Here is a 17,938-nt window from a genome sequence, read left to right as displayed (position 1 = left end):
CGACGACCCTAGGCTGTAGGCATGCTCCTCACCATCACGAATTCGCCGCGCGACTACGCGTGGGGCTCGACATCGCTGATCGCCGGTCTGGAAGGACGCGCGCCCTCCGCCGCGCCCGAGGCCGAGGTGTGGTTCGGGGACCACCCCGGGGATCCCGCCGAGGTCTCCACGGGCGGCACTCTCGACGCCGTGACCGGCGGCACGCTGCCGTACCTTCTCAAACTGCTGGCCGCCGCGGATCCGCTCTCGATCCAAGTGCACCCGACGCGCGAGCAAGCGCAGGAGGGCTTCGTCCGCGAGGCCGGCAGGGATGCCGCGGATCCCACGCGCAACTACCGCGATGCGAACCACAAGCCCGAGCTGATCGTCGCGCTCAGCGACCGGTTCGAGGCGCTGGCCGGACTGCGCCCCGTCGAAGACACCCTGCGGATGCTGGCGTCATTCCCCGACACCGACGGCGTCACAGCACTGCGCACCCGGCTCGCGTCGGGCGATGCGGCGGATGCGCTGCGCGACGCGATCGGCTGGCTGCTGTCGGGCACCGCCCAGGCCGAGGTCGATGACGTCATCGCAGCGATCGCCGCTGCGCGTTCGGACGAGTTCTCCGAGGCGCTCACCGCTGTGCGCTCGATCGCCGAGCGAAACCCGGGGGATGCCGGGGTCGTCGTCGCACTGCTGATGAACTTCATCGTGCTGCGGCCCGGTGAGGCGATATTCCTGGCAGCCGGCCTGCTGCACGCCTATGTCTGCGGACTCGGCGTCGAGATCATGGCAGCCAGCGACAACGTCCTGCGCGGCGGGCTCACTCCGAAGCACATCGACGTCGCCGAGCTGCTCGCCGTCGTCGACACCACACCTGCGCCGGTCCCCGTGCAGGTCCCCGCCGGCGCGATCACCGATTACGCAATCCCAGTGGAGGACTTCGCTCTGCGGCGGGTGCTGGTGGACGGCGAAGTCGCCGTCGGCATCGACGGTCCAGCCATGGCGCTGGCCACAGCGGGTGAGGTCAGCGTCTCCGGCGCGGCGGGAGAGGCGATGCCCGTCACCGTCGGCGCGGCTGTCTTCGCGATGGACGAGCGAGCACTCGTGCTGCGCGGACACGGCGAGATCTTCATCGCCGAACCCGGTCGGACCTGACCGGACGCAGTCGACGCGACACGCCGAGAGAGCGTCAATGAACCTTAAACGCGCTCTTGAGGGTTTACGATCTGCGACTTGACCGCAGCGAATGACACGGGTGTAATTAGTGGTGCACGGCCCGTGGGGGGCACACGCAGGGTTGGGAGTACGACATGACGGGTTATCGTTCAGACGTTCCCGAGAACTGGTTCGTCGATCCGGTCAATCTCGGGGTGCCAGGGGTACGCCGAGTCGAAGAGGATGACGGAGCGCTCGCGTGGCAGGCGGATGCGCTCTGCGCGCAGACGGATCCGGAGGCGTTCTTCCCTGAGAAGGGCGGTTCCACCCGCGACGCCAAGCGCATCTGCACCTCGTGCGATGTTCGGGGCGAATGCCTGGAATACGCGTTGAACAACGACGAGCGCTTCGGCATCTGGGGTGGACTGAGCGAGCGCGAGCGCCGCAAGCTCAAGCGCCGCGCCAGCTGACCGCTTCGCGGGCGCGCCGGGCTCACTCACCGAGGTACCGCCTCCGCCTGCCTAGGCTGACGATGCCATGCCAGCCCGAGTCCATGCCATCATCGTCGCCCGCGCCGACCAGCCCGCCAGTATCCAGCTCACGCGCACGCTGAACGCGGTCCGCGACCAGTCCTCACCCCCCGCTGCAGTGACCGTGGTCGTTCTCGGCAACGCGTCGCACGTTCGCGGTTCCGCCGAGATCGGTCACCTCGTGGAGGGGATCATCGAGGCGCGTTCGACGACCACGTATGCGGAGGCCGTCGCCCTCGCCCAGCCGCGCGTCGCGAAGGGGAGCTCGGTCTGGCTGCTCGCGCAGGACACCGCGCCCCGATCGACCGCGCTGCGGCTGCTGAACGGAGCGCTCGAGCGCTCGCCGTCGGCGGCCATCGCCGCACCCAAGCTCGTGCGCCGCGACGATGACCGCGAGATCGTCTCGCTCGGGGTGAGCATGAGTCGTTTCGGCAGAACGGTGGAGCTTGCCGCGGGGGAGCTGGATCAGGGGCAGCACGACTCGGTCGAGGACGCCCTCGGTGCCGATGTCCGCGGCATGCTGATCCGCGGTGCAGCGCCGCGGGTGCTGCGTCCGGACGTGGCGCTGTCCGGTGCCGACGAGGGCCTCGATCTCGGTGTGCGCGCCCGACTGGGTGGCGCACGCCTGGTCCTCGTGCCGAAGGCGCTCGTCGAGACGACGGCCCGCGGTCCCGCCGCCTTGCCGCAGAGCCGGGTCTCCCGCGCCTGGGTCACGCGTCGCGCACAGCTGCATCGGCGGCTCGCCTACGCGCCGGCGATCGCCGTTCCCCTGCACTGGCTGAGCCTGCTGCCGCTCGCGCTGTGGCGATCGATCACTCATCTGATCGGCAAGCGCCCAGGCGAAGTGGCGCCGGAATGGGGCGCCGCCATCGCGACGATGTTCCGTCTGCCCTCGCTCGCGCGCTCGCGCGCCGCCATCCGTTCCTTCCGCTCCGCGTCATGGGCTTCGATCGCACCGCTTCGCGTCACCAGGGACGACCTGCGCCAACGGCTCGACGACGGCCACGGCAGTGAGCGCGGCGTCGTCAGCGAGCTGCGCTTCTTCAGCGGCGGTGGCGCATGGGCTGTGCTCGCCGCCCTCGTCGTCAGCATCGCCGTCTTCCTCCCGATGCTCGCGTGGCCCGCGATCGGCGGCGGCGCGCTGCTGCCGCTCCGGGAGACGGTCGGAGCGCTGTGGGCGGATGCCGCGTGGGGCCTTCGGGACCTCGGTCAGGGCGTGGTCGGCCCGGCGGATCCGTTCGCGGCGGTGCTCGCCGTGCTCGGTACCCTGTGGCCGGGTTCTCCGTCATTCGCGCTCGTGCTGCTCTGGCTGACGGCGCTGCCACTGGCCGTGCTGGGCGGGTGGTTCGCCGCCACGAGGGTCACCGATCGCTCAGGTCTGCGGATCCTCGCCGGGGTCCTCTGGGCGCTGGCGCCGATGTTCCTCACTGCGCTCGTGCAGGGCAGGCCCGCTGCCGTCATGCTGCACCTGCTGCTGCCCTGGGTGCTGCACTCCGCGGTCGTCGCGCATCGTTCCTGGGGTGCGGCGGGTGCGGCCTCGCTGCTCACCGTCGCAGCTCTCGCGTGTGCGCCGTCCCTCGCGCCGGCCTTCGTGCTGCTGTGGTCGCTCGCTCTGATCCTGATGCTGGCCGCCGGCCGTCTGCGGGGCGCCGCACGCCTCTTCTGGCTGCTGGTCCCCTCGGCGGTGCTGTTCGGACCGCTGATCATCTGGCAGCTCCGAGACGGCGACCCGCGCGCTCTGCTCGCCGACCCGGGGGCGAGCCGGATCATCGAGCAGGCGGGTGAGGCGGTAAGCCGGGTGGTCGTCGCCGGAGGCTTCCCCTCAGCAGACCGGGCCGGATGGGAGTGGTTCGCCGGTGCGGAGTTCGCGGTCTGGGCGCCGCTCCTGCTGGCACCCGTCGCCCTCCTCGCCCTCGCATCCGCCCTGTCACCGCGCTGGCGCGCCGGTTTCGCTCTGCTGCTGACCTCGGTCGTCGGACTGCTGACCGCGATGATGGCCACGGGAGTGGTGGTGTCGTTCGTTCATGGCGCCGGTGTCGCAGTGTGGCCGGGGACAGGACTGAGCCTGGCTTGGCTCGGCGCCGTCGGGGCCGCGCTGGTGACGCTCGACGCTCTTGTCGCTCTCACTCCGCTGCGCGTCGGTGCGGCTCTGGTCGCCGGGATCGCGGTCGCAGTGTGTGCCCTGCCGGCGCTGCTGGCCGTCCACACCGCACACGCCGAGGTGCGCAACGGCTCGACCAGCACGCTTCCGGCTCTCGTCGTCGCGCGAGCGTCCGGTGACGACGACACGGGCACACTCGTGATGACGCCGCTGAACGACGGATCGCTGGCCGTCGAGCTGGTGTGGGGCCCGAGTGAGACCCTGGGCGCGCAGACCACCATTCTCAGCACCGCGACGCGCCCTCAGGGCGTCGACCTGTCGCAGAACGCGGTCGACCTGCTCTCGGCACGCGACTTCGAAGCAGCCGAGAGCCTGGCGGAGGAGGGCATCAGCTTCGTCCTGCTCGAGCGGACGCCGAACGAGAACGACCGGGCCCGGAGCATGCGCAACGAGGCTGTCACCGCGATCGATCAGCGCACCGGCTTCGTCAAAGCCGGCGAGACTCCGCACGGTCTGCTGTGGAGCATCGATGTGCCGATCGCTGACCGCATGAGCGCCACGGCGATGCAGCAGACGATCACGACCGTGGTCGTCACAGTGCAGCTCGTCATCGTCCTGGCGGCGCTGCTGCTCGCCATGCCGACGCGCGCCTCACGGCGCGCAGCGCGCAGCCGCTCGCGTGTCGTCGGACGCGCGCCGGAGGAGCCGATGGTGCTGCCACGTCGCGCCGCCCGCGACGAGGAGCAGCACCGCCCCGAGGAATCGGACACGCAGGATGCCGCGGCCGCACTCGAACCCGCGCCGATCCCCCCCGAACAACCTGACTCCGTTCCGACCGAGGTGCCCACGGCCGAGGCGACGGACACCCCCACCGACGCGACGGACATCCCCGCGGCCGATGCGGCGGACGCACCTGCAGCCGAGGCGACGGAGGACGAACGATGAAGCAGCGGACTCTCCGCCTGGCCGCCACCGGAGCGCGCGTCGCCACGGGGGCCGTCGTCGCGGCCGCGTGCGTCCTCGGCGTCGGGGTCGCCGTGGCGGCGCCGTGGCCGACTGTCGAGACTGAGCCGGCCGTGAGCACGGTGCGTCCGGTTCCCGGTGACGCGACTCTCGTCTGCAACGGATCCTTCCGCGTGCTCGGGCGGGACTCGAGTCGTGCCGACCTGATGGTCTCGGCGGCCGCGCCGCGCCTCAACGTGGCGGCGGACGACGATGCCTCCAGCATCGAGCCGCTGGAGATGCCTGATATGACCGGCGGGGACGGCGCGCAGACGATCACCGGGCATGTGAAGGACCGCGAGGCGCCGCTGATCGCGGCATCCGAATCCGCGCGCATCTCGGACGACGACCTGTACGGATTCGCGGCCGCGCCGTGCCGTCCGGCCGGACAGCACACCTGGCTGGTGGGCGGCGACGTGTCGATCGGAGCGTCCGACATCATCCTGCTGGCCAATCCGGGCAGCGTCCCGGCCACGGTCGACCTGAACATCTACGGATTGCAGCGCTCTGCGTCGACGAGGATCGTCCCGCCTCGCACACAGCTCGGCGTGCCCCTGGCATCCGTCTCAGGGGGCGAGCAGCGCCCTGTCGTCGAAGTCGTATCGACCGGTGCACCCGTGCGCGCCACCCTGCAGTCGGCACTGATGCGCACGCTCGATCCGGTGGGGATCGACCTGCAGGACGGCGTCAACGGGCCGCAGACCGATCTGATGCTCCTCGGGGTGCAGTCGACCCCGACTGCGACGACCGACGACGCCAGCGGCGTGGTGGTGCGGATGCTGGCGCCGCATGCCGATGCTCAGGCGACCGTCCGCGTGCGCGCGGCGGGAACGGAGGAGGTGCGGGAGGAGTACTCAGTGGAGCTCCTCGCGGCGACGCCGGCGGAGATCGCGCTGTCGGGTCTCTCGGCCGGCGCATACGACATCGAGGTCACGGCGACGGAACCGGTCGTGGCGGGGGCGAAGCAGACCGTGCGCGACGGAACGCGCGCCGACTTCGCCTGGATGCTGCCGGCGCCCGAGCTGAACGGCAAGACGATGTTCTCGGTGCCCTCCGGTGCGGAGAGCACGATGCATCTGCGCAACAGGGGATCCGAGTCGGTGACCGTCACATTGGACGGCGCGGAGCAGCGCACGATCGAACTCGCGGCATCCAGCGGTGCGGAGGTCTCCCTTCGCGCCGGCTCCTACACGCTTGAGTCAACCGCGCCCGTGCACGCCGCGATCACGATGCAGGGGGCGTCGGGTCAGGCGCTGATGGCCGGCTGGCCGCTGTGGGCACCGGCCGCGACACAGCAGCCGATCATCGTCCGACCCTGAGCGGAGCGCAGGTCCCTGAGCCGCTCGCAGTGGACGTCCGTGCTCCGGGACGAGTGCGCGTCAGTGGTCGCGTCCCTCCGGGCCGAGCTCCCACGGATCCCGCCCGACATACTCGGCAGCGGCGTGGAACACCGCGCTCTCGATGGCGGCACGCCGATGCAGTCCGTCGTCGTGCCCCTTGGGCAGCAGCCGCTCGATCGGCACGCGGAACAGCGTGACCCGCTGGGTGAGATGGTCCACGCGCCACAGCGGGATGCCATCGCCGCGGTCATGCGTCGGCATCGCGGCGATCTCGAAGCGAACCTCGCGGAGTTCCTCCCACGATCCGCGCAGGAACTCGACGGCGCTGCCGACCGTGATCTCGAATCGATCGATCCGGCCGTCCAGCGGTGGCAGGGGAGGGCGCACGACCTCGCTGCGTCCGAGTCTGCCGTGCCGCCCGTGACGCGCGCCGCGACGAGCCGGTGCAGAAGATGAACGAGGGCGGGGCATGCCGAAAGTCTAGGCGCTGCCGCGCGGCAGCGGACCAACCTGCCAGCCGCGTCCTACGCTGGAGGCGATGAACGATCGACTCGGCGTGGAAGAGCGCCTCTGCTCCAAGGTCGCCTGTGCGCGTGAATCCGTGGCCACGCTGACGTTCGACTACGGCGACCAGATGGCCGCGCTGGGGCCACTCGGACCGGGAGGCGATCCGCACGCGCACGATCTGTGCGCGCAGCACGCCGATCGCCTGTCCGTGCCCGCGGGCTGGCTGGTGGTCCGGCACGAGGCGCTTCGCGGCTGACGCGCGCAGCCGCTCAGAGCCGGATGCGACTCCCGGTGAGCCGTTCGGCCCGGTCGTCCGCGATCGTGAGCGCACGCTGCTCGCGCTCTCGCCGCAGCACGGTGATGCCCCGAAGCAGGTCCTCCGGCGCGACCGCCGGCACAGGCGAGACGAAGGCACTGGCCTCGGTCGCCAGCTCGTCCGCGACACTCAGCCGGGCGGCGGGGGAGAGCCGGTCGGCGTTGAGGAGGAACTGCGAGATGCGCCTGGCCAGTCGGTCCGGCAGCCGGGCGACGTCGGCCAGCGGAGCCCAGGTCACGAGGGACTGGGGCAGGTTCGGCGCATGCTCCGGCAGCCGCGGCGTGCGCACCCGCTGCGAGTAGGTGCCGGCGACCAGGTCGCCGAGGCGCTGTGAGCGTGCGGTGAGTGCGCCGACGATCACCGCGATCCCGCCGACGGTCAGGTAGATCTCGAGCACACCCAGCAGTGCACGGATGAACGAGTGCCGGAAGGTGATGGCGCCGCCGTCGAGCCGCACGATGCGTCCGCCGACGGCGAGCTTGCCTGCGCTTCGGCCGCGCGTCGCCATCTCGACCGTGAGCGGCAGGACGAGGAAGCTCACCACGGACGCCCAGATCGTGAGGATCCGGAACAGGTGCTCGTCCATCACACCGATCGACATCAGCCACACCTGCATCAGGATGAAGGCGATGAAGACCCCGAAGCTGATCAGCATGTCGATCAGCGCCCCGGCGGCTCGCAGCACGAACCCGACCGGCTGCACATCGATGGCGACGGCCTCGCCGGAGAGGATCTCCTGTTCATCGGCAATCGCATCGGACATGAGTACAGTAAATCAGGTGGATGCCGATGCTCTGACCGACGCCCGCCGACCCGAGTGGGCACGGCTGGACGCACTCAGCCGCAAGCGGCACCTGAGCGGCGCGGAGGTCGACGAACTGATCCTCCGCTATCGCGCAGCATCCGCCGATCTCGCCGAGCTGAAGACCTCGGTAGGCGACTCGCCTCAGGGAGCCTATCTGTCGACGATCCTCGCCGCGGCGCGCCTGCGCTTCACCGGCGCTCCGGACAACATCCTGGCCCAGGCCGCACGCTTCTTCACGCTGCAGTTCCCGGCCGCGCTCTACCGCATCCGGTGGACGACCGGCGTGATCGCTGTGCTGTTCGTGCTCACTGTGGCGATCACGGCCGCGTGGATCACGTCCGACCCTGCGCGCATCGCGGCCCTCGGCACGCCTGAGGTGCTGCGGCAGTACGCCGAGGAGGATTTCGTCGACTACTACGAGCCGATGGCCTCTTTCGCAGGCATGGTGTGGTTCAACAACGCCTGGATCGCCATGCAGTGCGTCCTGTTCGGGGTGACCGGCATCTGGCCGGTGTGGATGCTGATGCAGAACGCGTTCGGACTCGGAGTCTCCACGGCGGTGATGACGGCGTACGGCCATCTCGACACCATGATGCTGCACATCCTTCCGCACGGCCTGCTCGAGCTCACGGCGATCTTCGTGGCTGCGGCGGCCGGACTGCATGTGTTCTGGTCGTGGGTGGCGCCGGGACGACGCACCCGGGGCGAAGCGCTGGCGGCCGAGGGTCGCGCGCTCGCGACAGTCGCGATCGGCCTCGTCTTCGTGCTGTTCCTCTCGGGTCTGGTGGAGGGATTCGTCACCGGGTCGGCGCTGTCCTGGCCGGTGAAGATCGCGATCGGCGCCGCGGCGCTGGGCGTCTTCCTCTTCTACATGCTGGTGATCGGACGGCGTGCGGTGCGCCGAGGCGAGAGCGGCGACCTCGTCGAGCACGAGGCGGGCACGCCGACGCTGACTGCGGGTTAGGGCTTCCGCGTCACCGCCGTCGTGGTGTCGAAGAGAGCCCGGTAGGCGAAGCCGGCGAGCAGCGCGCCGATGATCGGGAAGACCAGGAACACCCACAGCTGTGCCAGCGCTTCCGATCCGCCGTAGATCGCGGCGGCGATCGAGCGGGCCGGGTTGACCGACGTGTTGTCGACGGGGATGGCGATCAGGTGGATGAGCGTCAGCGTCAGACCGATCGCGACACCCGCGAAGAGCGAACCGCGCTTCGGGTGCGTCGCGCCGAGGATCACCAGCAGGAAGAAGCCGGTGAGGATCACCTCGATGATCATGGCCGCCGGCATGCCGAATCCGCTGGGGGACAGCTCATCCCAGCCGTTGCTCGCGAATCCGGCGTCCTGGGCCGCGGTGAGCCAGCCGTCGGGACCGAACATGCCGATCAGAGTGAGCGCCGTCGAGGCGATCACACCGCCGACGATCTGCGCGATGATGTACGGCCCGACATCGCGCCACGGCGTGCGTCCGGCGGCAGCGGCGCCGAGCGTCACCGCCGGGTTGAAATGGCCGCCGGAGATCGGGCCGAAGGCGTAGACGCCCGCGAGGACCGTCAGGCCGAAGGCGAGCGCCACGGCGACGTAGACGGCTGAATCCGCTCCCGGGTCGGTGAAGTGGTTCGACGCGAACACCGCGGTTCCCACGCCGCCGAACACGAGCAGGAACGTGCCGAAGCCCTCGGCGGCGAGCTTCGCGCCCAGTGACGCCGTCAGCGGTGCACCGGGTTCAGGTGCGGAGGAAATGGAGGAATCGCTCATTGCCCAGCCCTTTCTCATCGGGTCGGCAGAGCGCCGGCCTGTGTCCGATGATCCTGCAAAAACCGGCGCGTCGCCATGCGTACACGCCGAAACCCCTCCATCGGCCGGCGATGGAGGGGTTGCGGGAGGACGGTCTTACTCGCCGACGCCTACGGGCTCGGGCTCACCGAGAGGTGCTCCTGCGAGCGCGCGGAGCGTGGCGCCCAGCTGTGCGTCGACCTGACCCCAGTACCAGAAGAAGCGCTCCTGGATGGCGGGGACGGTCAGCGCGTTGTACTGGCCGGTGAGCGTCTCGACGAAGCGAGCGCGCTCCTCGTCGTCGAACACCTCGCGATAGAGGATGCCCGCCTGGACGAAGTCGCCGTCGTCCTCGCGGAGCGTGGCGGCCGAGCGCACCAGCTCGCCGTCGGACTCCCAGCTGGCCTCGACGCCCAGCAGCGGGTCGGCCTCGGGGCCGCCGGCTGCGCCGTACGAGTTCGGGGTGTACACGCGGTGATCGGCCGGGGCGTAGTGATACTGCATCTGACCCTCGTGCATGTAGTTGCGCACCTCAGCCGCGTGCGGCTGGTTGACCGGCAGCTGGTTGAAGTTCGCGCCGATGCGGTAGCGCTGCGCGTCGCTGTACGAGAACACGCGGGCCATCAGCATCTTGTCGGGCGAGATGCCCGTGCCCGGAACCTGGTTGCCGGGCGAGAAGGCGGCCTGCTCGATCTCGGCGAAGAAGTTCTGCGGGTTGCGGTTCAGCGTGAAGGTGCCGACCTTGATGCGGGGGTAGTCCTTCTTCGACCAGGTCTTGGTCAGGTCGAAGGGGTTGTAGCGGTAGGTCTTGGCCTCTTCGTAGGGCATGATCTGCACGTAGACGTCCCACTTCGGGAATTCGCCCCGGTCGATCGCCTCGTACAGGTCGCGACGGTAGTGGTCGGAGTCCTCACCGGCGATGCGCTCGGCGTCCGCGGCGTCCATGCGCTCCACGCCCTGCTGGGAGAGGAAGTGGTACTTGACCCAGAAGCGCTCGCCCTCGGCGTTGACCCACTGGTAGGTGTGCGAGCCGTAGCCGTTGAGATGACGCCAGCTGCGCGAGAGTCCGCGGTCGCCCATCACGTAGGTGACCTGGTGCGCCGACTCGGGCGAGAGGGTCCAGAAGTCCCACTGCATGTCGGCGTCGCGGAGGCCGGAGGCGCCGAGGCGCTTCTGCGAGTGGATGAAGTCCGGGAACTTCATCGCGTCGCGCAGGAAGAAGGTCGGGGTGTTGTTTCCGACGATGTCGAGGTTGCCCTCGGTGGTGTAGAAGCGCAGGGAGAAGCCGCGCACGTCGCGCCAGGTGTCCGGGGAGCCCTGCTCGCCGGCGACCGATGAGAAGCGCAGCAGCGTCTCGGACTTGGCGCCGGGCTGGAACACGGCCGCGCGGGTGTATGCCGAGACGTCCTCGGTGACCTCGAACTCGCCGAACGCGCCGCCGCCCTTGGCGTGCGGGTTGCGCTCCGGCACGCGCTCGCGGTTGAACGAGGCGAGCTTCTCGACCAGGTAGCGGTCGTGCAGCGCGGTGACGCCGTCGGCGCCCACGGTGAGCGAATGTGCGTCGCTGGCGACCGGGGTTCCTGTCTGAGTGGTGGTTGCGGGCTTGTCAGCCATTGCCGTTCCTTTCGCATTCGGGACAGAGGGCTCGATAGGTGACCGCGGCTTCGAGGATCCGCATGCCGTGGTCATGGGTGGGATGCATGCAGGGCGCCGCGCCGACAGCGCAGTCCACGTCCTCGACGCGGCCGCAGCTGACGCACTGCAGGTGATGGTGGTTGTCGCCGCTCTGCAGCTCGTACAGGGCACTGCCGACGTCGGGCAGGCTCACCCTGCTGACGATTCCCGCGGCGGTGAGGTCGTTCAGGATGCCGTGCACCGTGGCCGGTGCGATGCCCGGGAGGCTGTCGCGGATGCCGGCATGGACGATGTCCGCCGAAGCGTGCGGACGCAGCCGGAGCGATTCGAGCACGTGCACTCGCTGCGTCGTCACTCGCAGCCCGACCGCGCGCAGGCGCGCGGGGAAGTCGGTGAGAGTGTCGGCGGGCATGGCCCCATTGTAGCTTATTCTGACTGATTCGTAAAACTGAGTCAGTTGGAATAAGTGGCTAAAGTCGGCCGGCTGCCTTCAGCTCGAGGTAGCGATCCGCGATGCGCGGGGGCAGCTGATCCGGGTCGGCCGCGATCGCCTCGCCGCCGGCACGGCGGATGGCATCCGCGACGACTTGCGCGTCGCGCATCGTCTGCTCAGCCGCCGCTGCCAGGTACACGTCGGCTCGCGAGTCGCGCTTGCGAGCGAGGTCGCCGATCGCCTCGTCCGTGACCGATCCGACCAGGACGGTGGTCGCCCTGGACGCATCGGGGAACGCGCCGAGAAAGCTGCGCGCCGACTCGGCCGCATCCTGCGCGGTGAGCACGACGATCAGTGAGGGGCGGGTCGTCAGCGAGCGGACCGCTGCGAACGCGCCCGCCCAGTCGGTATCGACCAGCTGCGCGTGCACCGGTGCCATCGCGTCGGTGAGCGCGGGCAGAAGGGATGCGCCGTCGACACCCGTCACCCGTGCGCGCGCCACCCGGTCGTACATGAGCAGGTGCACGTGGTCGCCGGCTCGCGCGGCCAGGGCGGCCAGCAGCAGGGAGGCCTCCAGCGATGCATCCAGCCGGGTGCTGTCGCCCACTCGGGCAGCCGCGGTGCGTCCGGTGTCGATGACGATGACCACCTGGCGGTCCCGCTCCGGGCGCCACGTGCGCAGCATCGTCGTGCCGGCCCGCGCCGTGGCGCGCCAGTCGATGGAGCGGATGTCGTCCCCGCGCACGTATTCGCGCAGCGAGTCGAACTCCGTGCCCTGACCGCGAACCTGGATCGAGGTGTTGCCGTCCAGTTCGCGCAGCCGCGCCAGCCGCGAGGGCAGGTGCTTGCGCGAGGCGAACGCCGGCAGCACGCGCAGCGCGCCGCGCGCATCATGGCGCGCCTGCCGGCCGGCGATCCCGAGCGGACCGCGCGAGCGCACGATGACGAAGTCGCTGCGCAGCTCTCCGCGCCTGCGGGGGAGTAGCGGCACCTCCACGCGGCGACGCTCACCGGGCGGGATGGTCAGCTGCTGCCTGCCGTCCGGTGCACCGGCGGTCGGCTGCCAGGCATCGCGCAGCCAGCCGCGCAGTGCGCGCGCGCCGAGGTTCTGCACCGCGACGCTGGTCGTCACCGGCTCGCCGAGGCGCGCTCGCGCCGGCACTCGGCGTGTGACGACCAGGGCGCGAGCGTCGGCCGCGAGCAGCACGTCGAGCGCCACCAGCACCGCGCACAGCAGCATCCAGACGCCGAACACCGCCCACGCGGCGAAGCCGATCGTGCTCAGCAGCACGATCGGGATGACACCCAGCGCGACGAGCGGCGCCAGCAGTGCGGTCACGAACATGTCAGATCGGCACCCGCGTCTGCTGCACGACGGACTGCAGCACCGCATCCGCCGACACGCCCTCCATCTGCGCGTCCGGACGCAGCTGCAGGCGGTGCCGCCACACCGGCATCAGCATGGTCTGCACGTGGTCGGGGGTGACCGCCGACGACGAGTTCAGCCACGCCCACGCCTTGGCGGCGGCGAGCAGTGCGGTCGAGGCGCGCGGGCTCGCGCCCAGCTCGACCGACGGCGACATGCGGGTCGCGCGGGCGAGGTCGACGACGTAGCCGAGCACGTCGTCGTTCACCTGGACGCGCGAAGCGGCGTCCTGCGCCGCGCGGATCTCGCTCTCGCTGACCACGGCTTCGATCCCGGTCAGCAGGCGCGGTGAGAATCCGCCGGCGTGCAGACGCAGCACCGAGACCTCGGCGTCGCGCTCGGGCATCCCGACGACGAGCTTCATCAGGAACCGGTCCAGCTGCGCCTCGGGCAGCGTGTACGTGCCCTCGTGCTCGACGGGGTTCTGCGTGGCGGCGACCAGGAACGGGTCCGGCAGCGGACGGCTCTCGCCGTCCGCGGACACCTGGCGCTCCTCCATCGCCTCCAGCAGTGCGGCCTGCGTCTTGGGAGGGGTGCGGTTGATCTCATCCGCCAGCAGGATGTTGGTGAACACCGGCCCGGCGCGGAACTCGAACTCACCCGTGCGCGCGTCGTAGACCAGCGAGCCGGTGACGTCTCCGGGCATGAGGTCGGGAGTGAACTGCACCCGCTTGGTGTCGAGGCCGACGGCACGCGCGAAGCTGCGCACAACCAGCGTCTTGGCGACGCCGGGGACGCCTTCCAACAGCACGTGACCGCGAGCGAGCAGGGCCACCAGCAGGCCCGTCACGGTGCCGGCCTGACCGATGACAGCCTTGTCGACCTCCGTTCTCACACGGTGCATCGCCTGGCGCAGCGCGTCGTCATCGATGGTGGGGGGAGTGCTCTCGTCGCTCACGGGAGTTTCCTTTCGGTGTGGACGGCGGCATCGACGGCCGTCTCGAGTTCGGCGAGTCTGCGGGCGAGGTCGATCAGGTCGCGGTCGTCGTGCGGAGGCGCGCCGTCGAGCAGCTCGAGCAGCGAGCCCCGCGGCACCCGCAGGCGATCGGATGCCGCGTCCGCGACCTCCTTGGCGGTGGCGCGCGGACTCAGGGCGAGGCGGGCCGCGAGCCTGCCGCGCGTTCCGGCGCGGATTGCGGCGGCCGCGTGCGGTGCATCCGCGGCCTTGGCCGTCAGCCGCGCTCGGCCGTGCATCGTCTCGGATGCCCGGACCGTGACGGGCAGCGACTCGGCCACGAGGGGGCCGAATTTCCGGCCGCGCCACCAGATCGCGGCGATCCCGGCCAGGAGCAGCAGCACGATTCCCGGGGTGACCCAGTCGGGTGTCATCTCGCCGAGGCCCACCGGCTGATCCCCGGTGCGGTCGCTGTCCTCGAACGAGGGCACGTACCAGACGAGGTCCTCGCCCTGGGCCAGCAGCGCCAGGCCGAGCGCCGCGTTCCCATCCTCGGCGAGATGCTGGTTCGACAGCAGCGCTCCTCCTTCGAGCAAGGTGACGGTGGTGCCGTCGACATCGCCGCGCAGCACTGCGGAGTCACCGATGTCGTCTCTGAAGCAGCCGGAGACGTCCGGACCAGGGGTGAAGAGCCGCTCGGCGTCGATGCTTCCTACGCGGGAGAACTCCCGCAGGCCGCATTCAGCCTGCACGCGGCCTGCGGCCGGGCCTGCCTCGCCCAGTTCGAGCAGACGCAGCATCCGCGTGCTGCTGGTGAGGATCACCGCTCTGTCGGCGCTGGTGATGAGTTCGAGCACGGCGTCGTCGCTCAGCGCGGGCGGATCGGTGAGGACGAGCGTGGCGTCCGAGGTCAGGGCCGCCGCCGCGGTCGCCCGGCTGCGGGTGGCTTCGATCTGCACGCCCTGCTCACGGGCCAGCTCCGCGATCGCCTTGGCGCCGTTCGGTCCGGGATTGTCGGGATGCAGAGTTCCGCCGAGGTTCGGCGAGGCCGTGGCCAGCGCCAGCGACAGCAGGGCGATTCCGATGAGCAGCACGATGACGAACACCCAGCCGAGCACACGGCCGATGCGTCCTCGCGGGGGCGCGGCGGCCGTCGACGCCGCAACTGCCTCATCGGATGCCATCGGGCCGATGACCGGCGCGATCGCGCTCATGCGTGCACCGCCGGAGGAGTGGTCGTCTGCGGATTCGACGCGCGAAGGGCGTCTTCTGTCTCAGCGAGCACGCGGTAATCGTGCTCGCTGGCAGGGGATCCGAGATAGCGCACGGCATCGAATCCGGTTGCCGCATCGTGCAGGCGCTCGAGGAACGCGGGGAACGGAACGACCGCCTGATTGGCGATGCCCTGCGCGGTCGCGCCCGGAGCGGGATCGATCAGGTCGCGCTCGAGGAGACTCCGGGCGAGGGCGCGGAAGCGCAGCACCACGGCGCCGTCCCAGTCCTGGGCCTTGGCTCGGCGCTCCGCCTCGGCGCGCAGCTGAGCCGCGGTGCGGTCGTCGCGCTCGCCGAGCAGGTCGGCGCGTCGGCGCACCGTTCGCGATGCGCGAGGACGGCCCCACACCAGCAGCGCCACGATCAGTGCAGCCACGATGACGATCACGATGACCGTCACAGCGACGGGTGCCGTGCCCGGGACTCCGTCGCCGGTGAACAGGCTCAGCAGCCACTCGAAGATGTCCGAGGCGAGTTGATCGAACCAGTTCGGCTTCGCGGCCTGGTACTCCGCTCTGCTGAGCTCCTCCTCCGCGCGCTGTCGGGTCTCGTCGCCATCGGGGATGAAGACATCGGCCGCGGCGAGGAGTCCGATCATGCGGATCCGCCGGGCGCGGCCCAGGGGTTCTGCTCCGCGTCCGCGGAGCCGGCCGGAGGCGCGGGGGGCGGGGGCACCGGGGGCTGCCCGGGTGCGGGCGCATACCCGGGATTCTGCGGGTACCCGGGTGCCGGAGCGTAACCGGGTGCCGGTCCATACCCGGGTGCCGGTCCGTACCCGGGCGGCTGTCCGTAGCCGGGAGCCGGAGCGTATCCGGGAGCCGGGGGCAGGTTCTGCTGCACCGGCGCGTTCTTCGACACCGCGCGCGCCGGATCGAGCGCGTACGGGTCGCCGAGGTCTCCGTGACCGCCCTGGGCGCTGCGTTCGACATGGCTGATCAGGGTCTGATCCAGACCCTCGTACCGCATCCGGCTGTCGAGGTAGATGAGCGTCGCGCCGGTGCCCTGCACGACGAGGGTGATCGCCTGTACGGCGAGCACCAGGATCTGGGGCAGGATCGTGGCCGCCAGGATCGCCACCACTGCGCCCGCGTCCGGATCGCCGGTCGGAGCGAGCAGTCCGGTCAGCACCGTCGTGATGAGCGAGCCGGGGATGCTGACGACCTGGGCGGCGAGGCCCATGATCGCGCCGATCAGGAACATCACGCCGAAGGCGGGCCAGAACCGTCCGCGGATCAGACGCCACGAGCGGACCAGAGCGCTGCCCAGCGTCGCGCGCTCGAGCACGAGGACCGCGGGCACGACGAGCAGTTTGGTGCCGAGCCACACCAGCAGCGGGATGCTGCCGAGCAGCAGCAGCACGCCGAGAAGCACACCGATGCCGATCGCGGCCGGATCGAATTGACTGGCGGACATGATCGCGAAGATGATCCCGAAGATCGCACCCAGCCACACGACCACGGCGAGTCCCTGCAGCAGCGCGTATCCGAACAGGCGCCAGAACGCGGGGCGCATCCTCGCCCACAGCATCCGCAGTGGGGCTTTGCGTCCCAGTGCGGCGTAGGAGACGTCGGCGGCGACGAGGCCCTGGATGATGGCCGTGAATGCCACGCTCGCCAGGGTGATGACGATCGTGATCACGATGCCGAGCGCCACTGAACCGGCGATGATCGGGCCGAGGTCGGGCGATCCGGCCGGCACGCTGGCGATGCGCGCCGCGGTGAATCCGGCGACCAGCACCATCACGGTGACCGCGATCGCGCTGATCGCGAACTGCACGACGACGGCGAAGCCGAAGAGCACCTTGGGATTGTGTCGCAGCGCGCTGAACGAGCGGCCGAGGATCATGCCGAACGTCATCGGATGCAGCGGAATCGCGCTCTTCTTCGGTGCGGGGGTCCAGGTCTGGCCGCTCATCCACACTCCCTCCCATGTGCCATCCCATCGTGTCATACCGCGGCACGCCGTCACGCGCGCAAACATGTCCGGGAAGTGATCGTCTTTCTCAAGTAGGCTCTGAGACACGTTGCGGCCGCGTGGGGAAATCGCCGTCGCATAGAAGAGAGAAAGCGGAGCTGGGCAGAAGATGACCTCTCGAATCCTCGTTGTCGACGACGACACGGCTCTGGCCGAGATGATCGGCATCGTGCTGCGCACCGAGGGATTCGAACCGCTGTTCTGCGCCGACGGCGCCAAGGCCGTCGACGAATGGCGCGAGACCCGTCCCGACCTGGTGCTGTTGGATCTGATGCTTCCCGGCATGGACGGGATCGAGATCTGTTCTCGCATTCGTGCCGAGTCCGGGGTTCCGATCATCATGCTCACGGCTCGCACCGACACCGCCGACGTCGTCCGCGGCCTCGAGGTCGGCGCCGACGACTACATCGTCAAGCCCTTCAACCCGAAGGAGCTCGTCGCACGCATCCGCACCCGGCTGCGCCCCGCACCGCAGAGCGCCGCCGAGGTGCTGCGCGTGGGCGATCTGACGATCGATGTCGATGCGCACGAGGTGCGCCGGGGCACCGCCCCCATCGCCCTGACGCCGCTGGAGTTCCAGCTGCTCGTCGCCCTCGCGTCCAAGCCGCAGCAGGTCTTCTCCCGCGAGATGCTGCTCGAGCAGGTGTGGGGCTACCACTACAAGGCCGACACCCGCCTGGTGAACGTGCACGTGCAGCGACTGCGCGCCAAGGTCGAACTCGACCCGGACAACCCCAGGATCGTCATGACGGTGCGCGGCGTCGGCTACCGCGCCGGGAGCGTCAGCTAGGAGAC

Annotated in this window: 17 protein-coding genes; 7 read left to right on the top strand and 10 right to left on the bottom strand. The window is 70.1% G+C overall.

Annotated elements, in window-relative coordinates; genetic code table 11:
- Positions 1-21 precede the first annotated feature (21 nt).
- From manA to ACQUSX_RS04385, 4 genes are all read left to right on the top strand, one after another.
- Entirely contained in the window at positions 22-1,137 is a 1,116-nt protein-coding gene (manA, locus tag ACQUSX_RS04400) for a mannose-6-phosphate isomerase, class I (RefSeq protein ID WP_428905745.1), read from the top strand.
- Between the two features lie 155 nt (positions 1,138-1,292).
- Complete coding sequence (locus ACQUSX_RS04395) at positions 1,293-1,607, top strand: WhiB family transcriptional regulator (protein WP_428905744.1); 315 nt, start codon at positions 1,293-1,295, stop codon at positions 1,605-1,607.
- A gap of 67 nt (positions 1,608-1,674) precedes the next feature.
- Complete coding sequence (locus ACQUSX_RS04390; RefSeq protein WP_428905743.1) at positions 1,675-4,713, top strand: glycosyltransferase; 3,039 nt, start codon at positions 1,675-1,677, stop codon at positions 4,711-4,713.
- Positions 4,710-6,089, top strand: a complete 1,380-nt coding sequence (locus ACQUSX_RS04385) for a DUF5719 family protein (RefSeq protein WP_428905742.1) — start codon at positions 4,710-4,712, stop codon at positions 6,087-6,089. The genes ACQUSX_RS04390 and ACQUSX_RS04385 overlap by 4 nt, the downstream gene beginning before the upstream one ends.
- A gap of 60 nt (positions 6,090-6,149) precedes the next feature.
- Here the strand turns inward: ACQUSX_RS04385 and ACQUSX_RS04380 are convergent, their stop codons facing one another.
- Entirely contained in the window at positions 6,150-6,581 is a 432-nt protein-coding gene (locus ACQUSX_RS04380; RefSeq protein WP_428905741.1) for a hypothetical protein, read from the bottom strand.
- Between the two features lie 85 nt (positions 6,582-6,666).
- Here ACQUSX_RS04380 and ACQUSX_RS04375 point away from each other — a divergent pair, with 85 nt between their 5' ends.
- Complete coding sequence (locus ACQUSX_RS04375) at positions 6,667-6,873, top strand: DUF3499 family protein (protein WP_428907585.1); 207 nt, start codon at positions 6,667-6,669, stop codon at positions 6,871-6,873.
- 13 nt (positions 6,874-6,886) lie between these two features.
- On the opposite strand, the gene ACQUSX_RS04370 is transcribed toward ACQUSX_RS04375, so the two are convergent.
- Positions 6,887-7,696, bottom strand: coding sequence for an RDD family protein (locus tag ACQUSX_RS04370; RefSeq protein WP_428905740.1), 810 nt, complete (start codon positions 7,694-7,696; stop codon positions 6,887-6,889).
- Between the two features lie 16 nt (positions 7,697-7,712).
- Between ACQUSX_RS04370 and ACQUSX_RS04365 the strand changes: the two genes are divergently transcribed.
- Positions 7,713-8,702 (top strand): stage II sporulation protein M, encoded by a 990-nt coding sequence (locus ACQUSX_RS04365; protein WP_428905739.1) that lies wholly within the window; start codon positions 7,713-7,715, stop codon positions 8,700-8,702.
- Here ACQUSX_RS04365 and aqpZ read toward each other — a convergent pair.
- The 8 genes from aqpZ to ACQUSX_RS04325 all read right to left on the bottom strand — a co-directional run bounded on the left by aqpZ (position 8,699) and on the right by ACQUSX_RS04325 (position 17,083).
- Positions 8,699-9,490, bottom strand: a complete 792-nt coding sequence (aqpZ, locus tag ACQUSX_RS04360; RefSeq protein WP_428905738.1) for an aquaporin Z — start codon at positions 9,488-9,490, stop codon at positions 8,699-8,701. The genes ACQUSX_RS04365 and aqpZ overlap by 4 nt on opposite strands.
- 135 nt (positions 9,491-9,625) lie before the next feature.
- Positions 9,626-11,122 carry a catalase gene (locus tag ACQUSX_RS04355; RefSeq protein WP_428905737.1) on the bottom strand — a complete coding sequence of 499 codons (1,497 nt, stop codon included), beginning with the start codon at positions 11,120-11,122 and terminating at the stop codon, positions 9,626-9,628.
- Positions 11,115-11,555, bottom strand: a complete 441-nt coding sequence (locus ACQUSX_RS04350) for a Fur family transcriptional regulator (RefSeq protein WP_428905736.1) — start codon at positions 11,553-11,555, stop codon at positions 11,115-11,117. Before ACQUSX_RS04350 ends, ACQUSX_RS04355 begins: the two co-directional genes overlap by 8 nt.
- Positions 11,556-11,613: 58 nt before the next feature.
- Positions 11,614-12,921, bottom strand: a complete 1,308-nt coding sequence (locus ACQUSX_RS04345) for a DUF58 domain-containing protein (RefSeq protein WP_428905735.1) — start codon at positions 12,919-12,921, stop codon at positions 11,614-11,616.
- Position 12,922: 1 nt separating this feature from the next.
- Entirely contained in the window at positions 12,923-13,846 is a 924-nt protein-coding gene (locus ACQUSX_RS04340; protein WP_428907584.1) for an AAA family ATPase, read from the bottom strand.
- A 50-nt stretch (positions 13,847-13,896) separates the two neighbouring features.
- Positions 13,897-15,111 carry a DUF4350 domain-containing protein gene (locus tag ACQUSX_RS04335; protein ID WP_428905734.1) on the bottom strand — a complete coding sequence of 405 codons (1,215 nt, stop codon included), beginning with the start codon at positions 15,109-15,111 and terminating at the stop codon, positions 13,897-13,899.
- Positions 15,108-15,767 (bottom strand): DUF4129 domain-containing protein, encoded by a 660-nt coding sequence (locus ACQUSX_RS04330; RefSeq protein ID WP_428905733.1) that lies wholly within the window; start codon positions 15,765-15,767, stop codon positions 15,108-15,110. The genes ACQUSX_RS04335 and ACQUSX_RS04330 overlap by 4 nt, the downstream gene beginning before the upstream one ends.
- Positions 15,764-17,083, bottom strand: a complete 1,320-nt coding sequence (locus ACQUSX_RS04325; protein WP_428905732.1) for a glycerophosphoryl diester phosphodiesterase membrane domain-containing protein — start codon at positions 17,081-17,083, stop codon at positions 15,764-15,766. Before ACQUSX_RS04325 ends, ACQUSX_RS04330 begins: the two co-directional genes overlap by 4 nt.
- A gap of 169 nt (positions 17,084-17,252) precedes the next feature.
- On the opposite strand from ACQUSX_RS04325, the gene mtrA reads away from it, so the two are divergent.
- On the top strand, positions 17,253-17,933 hold the full coding sequence (gene mtrA / locus ACQUSX_RS04320; protein WP_428905731.1) for an MtrAB system response regulator MtrA: 681 nt from the start codon (positions 17,253-17,255) through the stop codon (positions 17,931-17,933).
- Positions 17,934-17,938: the final 5 nt, after the last annotated feature.

The organism is Microbacterium alcoholitolerans (genome assembly GCF_050408615.1).
Taxonomy (GTDB): Bacteria; Actinomycetota; Actinomycetes; order Actinomycetales; family Microbacteriaceae; genus Microbacterium.
This window is presented reverse-complemented; position numbering and strand designations above follow the sequence as displayed.

Excerpts from the sequence above, each read along its gene's own strand:
- manA (WP_428905745.1), top strand. The coding sequence starts at position 22 with ATGCTCCTCACCATCACGAATTCGCCGCGCGACTACGCGTGGGGCTCG.
- ACQUSX_RS04395 (WP_428905744.1), top strand. The coding sequence starts at position 1,293 with ATGACGGGTTATCGTTCAGACGTTCCCGAGAACTGGTTCGTCGATCCG.
- ACQUSX_RS04390 (WP_428905743.1), top strand. The coding sequence starts at position 1,675 with ATGCCAGCCCGAGTCCATGCCATCATCGTCGCCCGCGCCGACCAGCCC.
- ACQUSX_RS04385 (WP_428905742.1), top strand. The coding sequence starts at position 4,710 with ATGAAGCAGCGGACTCTCCGCCTGGCCGCCACCGGAGCGCGCGTCGCC.
- ACQUSX_RS04380 (WP_428905741.1), bottom strand. The coding sequence starts at position 6,581 with ATGCCCCGCCCTCGTTCATCTTCTGCACCGGCTCGTCGCGGCGCGCGT.
- ACQUSX_RS04370 (WP_428905740.1), bottom strand. The coding sequence starts at position 7,696 with ATGTCCGATGCGATTGCCGATGAACAGGAGATCCTCTCCGGCGAGGCC.
- aqpZ (WP_428905738.1), bottom strand. The coding sequence starts at position 9,490 with ATGAGCGATTCCTCCATTTCCTCCGCACCTGAACCCGGTGCACCGCTG.
- ACQUSX_RS04355 (WP_428905737.1), bottom strand. The coding sequence starts at position 11,122 with ATGGCTGACAAGCCCGCAACCACCACTCAGACAGGAACCCCGGTCGCC.
- ACQUSX_RS04350 (WP_428905736.1), bottom strand. The coding sequence starts at position 11,555 with ATGCCCGCCGACACTCTCACCGACTTCCCCGCGCGCCTGCGCGCGGTC.
- ACQUSX_RS04345 (WP_428905735.1), bottom strand. The coding sequence starts at position 12,921 with ATGTTCGTGACCGCACTGCTGGCGCCGCTCGTCGCGCTGGGTGTCATC.
- ACQUSX_RS04340 (WP_428907584.1), bottom strand. The coding sequence starts at position 13,846 with ATGCACCGTGTGAGAACGGAGGTCGACAAGGCTGTCATCGGTCAGGCC.
- ACQUSX_RS04335 (WP_428905734.1), bottom strand. The coding sequence starts at position 15,111 with ATGAGCGCGATCGCGCCGGTCATCGGCCCGATGGCATCCGATGAGGCA.
- ACQUSX_RS04330 (WP_428905733.1), bottom strand. The coding sequence starts at position 15,767 with ATGATCGGACTCCTCGCCGCGGCCGATGTCTTCATCCCCGATGGCGAC.
- ACQUSX_RS04325 (WP_428905732.1), bottom strand. The coding sequence starts at position 17,083 with ATGAGCGGCCAGACCTGGACCCCCGCACCGAAGAAGAGCGCGATTCCG.
- mtrA (WP_428905731.1), top strand. The coding sequence starts at position 17,253 with ATGACCTCTCGAATCCTCGTTGTCGACGACGACACGGCTCTGGCCGAG.